The organism is Pseudomonadota bacterium (assembly GCA_022361155.1).
Lineage (GTDB): Bacteria > Myxococcota_A > Polyangia > Polyangiales > JAKSBK01 > JAKSBK01.
Genome location: JAKSBK010000463.1, coordinates 1 through 6,025, shown reverse-complemented (window position 1 = coordinate 6,025; position 6,025 = coordinate 1). Strand labels below are relative to the sequence as shown.

General features: G+C 60.3%; 3 protein-coding genes and 1 pseudogene. 1 reads left to right on the top strand and 3 read right to left on the bottom strand.

Features of this window, described 5'->3' with window-relative positions; translation table 11 throughout:
• Positions 1-851 (top strand): hypothetical protein (locus MJD61_17455; protein MCG8557049.1); only part of this gene is annotated, 851 nt, incomplete at its 5' end.
• On the opposite strand, the gene MJD61_17450 is transcribed toward MJD61_17455, so the two are convergent.
• From MJD61_17450 to MJD61_17440, 3 genes and pseudogenes are all read right to left on the bottom strand, one after another.
• Positions 793-3,579 (bottom strand): TonB-dependent receptor, encoded by a 2,787-nt coding sequence (locus tag MJD61_17450; GenBank protein MCG8557048.1) that lies wholly within the window; start codon positions 3,577-3,579, stop codon positions 793-795. The two genes, MJD61_17455 and MJD61_17450, sit on opposite strands and share 59 nt — an antisense overlap.
• A gap of 727 nt (positions 3,580-4,306) precedes the next feature.
• A pseudogene (locus tag MJD61_17445) lies at positions 4,307-5,555 on the bottom strand (UxaA family hydrolase).
• On the bottom strand, positions 5,549-5,890 hold the full coding sequence (locus MJD61_17440; GenBank protein ID MCG8557047.1) for a hypothetical protein: 342 nt from the start codon (positions 5,888-5,890) through the stop codon (positions 5,549-5,551). The pseudogene MJD61_17445 and the gene MJD61_17440 overlap by 7 nt, the downstream one beginning before the upstream one ends.
• Positions 5,891-6,025: the final 135 nt, after the last annotated feature.

The following is a 6,025-nucleotide window of genomic DNA, read 5'->3' as shown; positions in this document are numbered from 1 at the left end:
TGGATCAGTCCGGCTACCACGGGCTCGAAGACATACCGCTCGGTACGTACCGGTTCTACATGAGGACCCATTTGTCGCGAGGTTCGTCGACTTTCGACATTCGGCAAAACAACGCCGACAGCGGTGCGCTGTGGCACTGGCAGCACTTCACGATCCAAAGTGACGACGACGGAGACCACACGTTCCACTCGGCGCTCACCAACGAGAGCTGCGTAGCTGCAATAGCGGCCCACATGCTCTGGGAGAACAAGGGCATGAGCGCGACGACCTACAAGATCTTCGCGTCGCAGGATTGCCCAGTTCCACAAGCCTTTGCTGGCTGCTATCATCCGGGCCATGATGCGGTATTCCTGGGAGACGACAACAACGGCGACTGGTTAGCGACGCGCAAGTTCATCGTCAGTCACGAGATTGGTCACTACCTGAGCAGCAAGCTGGGCGGCACTCATTCAAGCACGCGGCACCGTGTACCACGCCGTTGTCGCTGTACGCTTCGGGCTTTTTCGATCCCCCAACAAGGACCGCTGCGAACGGTCCACCCGCTCCATCGCGCTCCCAAACCCACCGCCGCGCTCGGCCACGGCGATCCTCTGCGGGCAACCCCGGTCGGTGTCCTGTCCTGTCCTGCTCCCACGAAAGCGAACGCATCATCGCCCATTTCGTTAGGAATCTGCACCGCTTCGGACGAGGCGAGCGGTTGTACGACCGTGTCATCTGAGCCGCCGCTGCTCCCGACAAGACCGAATCCGGCCGTCGGCTGGCAAACCGATCACGAGGTGTTCGCTTCGAGCCTCAGTACGTCCCGGTCACCCCAAGGGTTACGGTCGCCTCCCGCTCGAACGCGCCGTTGAAGGTTGGGCGCTGCAGATAGAAATCACGCCGACCTTCCGCAAACAGGTTGTTCACATCGGCAAACACCGAGTAGTTGTCGGTGAGATGGACCGTCGCGTTGACATTCACCCGCTGGTTACCTTGCGTCCAGACCGGACTGGCGTTCTCCTGCTGTGCTCCCTGTCCAGCCAGGTTCCTGAAGAAATCGTCCCGGTACACGTATGCCACACGCACAGCCACGGGCCCCTTCTCAAAATAGCCAATCGCATTGATGTTGTTCCGCGATGCCCCGGGAAACCCGTAGCCCCCGTCGTCGATGATGTCCCTGTCGAATTTGCTCCGCACGAGCGTGTAGTTCCCCTGCAAGCCAAATCCGTCCCATGGCGCGGGAAGGAATGTAAACGGCTGGTTGAACCCCAGCTCGAATCCGAACAGGCGCCCATCCGACAGGTTCTGTGGAGTGTGAATGAAAATGTTCGGCTCCGGATACCCCGGAAGCGGCCCGATGGTCTGCTGAACAAACACGAAGTCCGTGATCGCCTTATAGAAAGCGCTGACCACCACCGACCCATCATTGGGCGTATAGTATTCGACGGTTGCATCGAAGTTCCATGACGTGGTTGGCCTCAACTCTGGGTTTCCAACTTTGCCTATCCAGGGGTCGCCAACCGAATTGGGTTTGATCGCACCTTGCCGGGGCGCCAGATCCGAAGGGTTTGGCCGTGAGAGCCCCCGCCCCATAGCAAGCCGCAACACAGCATCATCATGCACGTCCAAGCTGAGATTAGCGCTCGGCAAGAATCGCCAGTAGCCGTTGCTGGAGGTTTGGGGCAGTGACGATCCACCATCCTGGCGGGCGGCCCCCTCCCCGGCCACCCTCGCATTGACTACGCGCAGGCCCAGATTGCCTCTGAAGTCCCTATCGAGAAGCTCCCCGCCAACATTGGACTCCGCGTAGAACGCCGTCACCGTTTCGACGAACGCAAACGAGCTGGCCGGGTCGTTCCCCAAGTCATGTTGCGCTCCCAGCTCCGGAAACGCGGCGTATAGCAGATCGCGATCGATGATCGGAAACTCGTTCGCCAAGACACCCTGGTTCGGGTAGAAGTTGAAGTTGCTCGTCCGGTCTTGGACTATTGCGCTGACAGCCTTCTGATTCAGCACATCCTGGGTGTAAGCTCCCTTCGTGGCGTCCAGGATATTCGTTCTGATCGAGTCTACATCGGCACGTGTCACGCGCGCGCCGTACTCGATCGATTCGAATATCCCGAGATCCATCGTGTTCTTGAAATCAAATTTGAAACCCAGTTCTTGACCATCGAGGAACACGTCCCGCACGTACACCAGTCCGTCTGGCAACGTAAAACCGTTCAAAGGGATCGGTCCCAGGTCGCCGCTGAAGAGGCCGTTGTACGTGTTGAAGCTCACCTGGTTGGCAGGCAGGGTCTGAATCATGATAGGTAGATCCAGGTCCTGCGTATAGTCCACCCGATTGTAGCTAACATCGAGCATGGCCGAGAACCGATCGGTGGGTTGGTAATCAAAGTTAATTCCCGAGACGAGCGTCTTGGTCTTATTACCAAAATGGATCGGCATCAAACGGACCGGCACACCCTTTTGGCACGCCGGACCTACCAGCGGCGGCATCGAGGGGTCCCGATTGTTGAAACAGTTGACCTCGAGCACGTTTGGCGCGACCGACTGCAGCGTGTTGGTGTTGTCGATCTGGATTTGGTTTCGACTAAACACCGTGTTCTGGATCGCATCACCAAAAACCGGGGCGATCCGGTTGCGCCAGGATACGTTGTTGAACAGCGTGTAGACCCCGTCCAAAGAGACTTCCAGATTATCGAGAGCTCGCCACTGTACTGCAGCCGCTAGGGAGGCGCGGTCCTGGCTCTCACGAATGGGCTCGAAGTCGATATCATTGATGACGTTCACCCCGGGTATGGTTTCGTCAGGAAGTCCGTCGCCGTTGTTATCGATCTGGATGTCGTATTGACGCACGCCAGGAAAGAGCTGATTTCGGCCGGCATAGGACCTTCCATACAGACCCATCAGATAGGCACCAAACGTGTGTTCGTTGTTTCTTCCTCCCACGATGCCGCTTAGACGAGGTCCGATCTTGCGACCGATCGAGCCGCGGTCGGCCTGTGCCGTGACCGATGTGAAGAAATTGTCGAAGGCTCGGTAGTTGGAGTCAAACAGAGGCTTGCGGGTCTGAATCTCCACAAGCCCCGCCATCCCGGACTCGACGTCGCTGGCCGTCGGTGTCTTCTTGACGGTCGTTCCAGAAATAATGCTGGTAGGAATCACGTCGAGGTTGAAGGAGCGGAGGTTTGTGAGAGCCTCGGTGCCAGAAGAAAGCGGCGTCCTGCCGTTGATTGTCGTCTTGACATAGGTGGGACCCAAGCCACGAACCGATGCTCGATCGCCCTCCTGCCCGCCATCGTTGCGCTGGATTTGCACACCCGGAATGCGTTGAAACGCATCGGCCAGCGAGGTGTCGGCAAAGCGCCCGAGGCCAATGGCCGAGATCGCGTCTACGACCGAATCGGATTCCCGCTTGATGGTCTGCGCACGCTGGATGCTCTCCCTGACGCTGATCACAGTGATTTGCTCGGGCTCTTCATCACTGCCTGAGCGTGGTTCTCCCTCCTTGGCTCCGGGTGCTTCTTGTGCGATTGCCGCATGCGCGGTCATCACCAGCGCCGAGACGCAGGCGGCGGACAGTAGCCTTCGATTCACAACCATGAAACCACCCATCTGCACACGGGGTCGACTCTGGAAACAGCGCAAACACGGGACACACACAACACGCGAGCAAGGGTCGTTCTGGAGTGTGGAAGGACTCTCGTAGTCATGTCGATCGGCGACGCCGTTCCGACTCCGCCGATTCCCGTCCGCTTTGTGAGCGAAACTGCGTTTTAAGCAGCAAAACGAAAAAGTCAAGCAATTGATGCACCAAGCCTCTTGCCTTGCACGCCAGCAGCCGGCGCCAGACACCAACACTGCCCCCTCCTACTGCGTGCAGAGGACCGGAATCTGCCTCGCCGCTATCGCGTGCTGCCCGTGATTCGATCCCCTGCGTTGATCCACTTTGCGCAATTTGCCTGGAACTTGGAGCCCGAAGGCATGCTAGCCTGCATTGCCGAGTCACCTAATCGCCACTTCTGCTGCGCGTCCCTTCGCGCTGCGCATGGTGGCTTTTGCTCGCGATCCAAACCCTGTCCCCAAAAGCTCAACAGTTTCGTGCCGCGTAGTTCCGTGTCAGCTCCGTCACCGGCGCTCCGCCGGCCCGTTCAGGGAAAGAAACTCCCTGCGAATTTGTGCCTCTCCCGCCAACGCCTTGAGGTCCGCGGGATCCCACTAGGATGGATTGGTCGGCGCGGGACATGGTGGAGCGACTACCAATCGATCCTGCAGGAATAACCGGCAGACCGCGCAGCTGAGAGCGCTCGTGACAGAGGAGCGCTCAACGTGCCGCTTCGCGAGCAGTCAGACCGCCCGGCTGGCTTGCCGTCCGACCTTGAAGCGTAGGCAGGCAGGACGGACCGCTGGGCTCGAAGTACTTGTAGGTTAGGATGAACTCCTGATGACCGAGCGCCTCTGACTTGCTCTCGCCTCCCCCGGGCAACCCTGCACACCTCGTCGAAAACCGCCGCGCCCACCTCGTCCACGTCGGCCAAGCCATCCAGGATGCGCCCCGCGTTGATGTCCATGTCGCCAGCCATGCGTCGATAGGTCTCCGGATTCGCGCAGATCTTGATAACAGGCGAGATGGCGGAGCCCACCACCGAGCCACGGCCGGTAGTGAACAGGATCAGATGTGCGCCGCAGGCGATCAACTCGCAGATCTCGGCATTGTCCGAGATGTTGGGAAAACCAAAGCGCACCTCTCCGTCCGGCACCACATCCAGCAGGTACAGCCCCGGGCCTGGTGGGAGCTCGCCGGGCTTGATGACTCCGCTGATCGGCGAATCACCTGACTTGGCATACGCCCCCATGGACTTCTCTTCCTGGGTCGTGAGCCCGCCTTCCGCATTGCCAGGCGCAAAGCTACCGTAGCCCAGCGTCTCGTAGTAGCGGGCGGCTTTCTCTACCGCCGACTTGATGGCCTCCCCCAGCTCCGGTGTGACAGCACGCTCCGCCATGGTTTGCTCACAGCCGATCAGCTCGCCGGTCTCCTCGAAAATGCAGCTAGCTCGCTCGGCTACCAGCTTGTCGAAGCAGCGTCCGACCGCCGGATTCGCGGAAATAGTGCTGGTGCCGTCCGAGCCCCCGCAGATCGTGCCGACCACCAGGTCGGCTAGCGTCATGTCCACGCGTGGCGCCGTGTCCGCCGCCGCGCGCACATTGCGCACGGCCTCGAGCCCGGCCTCCAGCGTCGCGAGGGTCCCTCCCTCGTCTTGAATCACGAGCGTCGTGCAGGGACGGCCGCTGGCCTCGACGGCCGCTGCCAGACGGCTGCGATCAAAGCCCTCACAACCCAACGACACGATGACCACCCCCCCCACATTGGGATGGCAGCACAGGCGCTTCATCTGCCCGAAAGCGTAGTCGTTCGGGTAGCAGCCGGGAAAGCCGATCAGCTGTACATCGTGTCGATCTGCCGCCGACACAATTCGCCGGGCGACGTGATGTGCACATTCGACAAGGTAGGTTACTACCACGACATTCCGAATGCCCTTGCGGCCATCCTCGCGGAGATACCCCTTCACGATTCCGCCTTGCCGCCCTTCCACCCAAATCGATGACCCACCACGTTATCGCCGGTTCCCTCGGTTGAATCCCCACGCGAGACCGCGGGGCCGCCGTGTTGAACCAACGGACGACTGCGCGCGGTCGGGCCGTCAGACACCGTTGGTCGGGTGTGGACGGGGATGTAGTTGCTTTCCATGTTGTTGAGGTGAACGTGTGCGCCGCGGGGTGCGTTGGCCGTCATCGTGCCCACGATGGCACCCAGCTTGATCACGGCGTCACCCGAGCGAAGATCCACACGTGCTATCTTGTGACCGATCTCGATCGCGTCAAGTGCGCGGCGCAGCGCACAGCGCACAGGGCGCACGTCGCGGTAGGGACGGGCCTTAGCTCTGAGGGTTCGGCCCGCCCCCCGCACAGATCCCAGCGAGCGGCACTACCGCACTGGGCTCCTACCTCGGGTGATGACGCCAAGTCGCTGCAGGGGATAGGG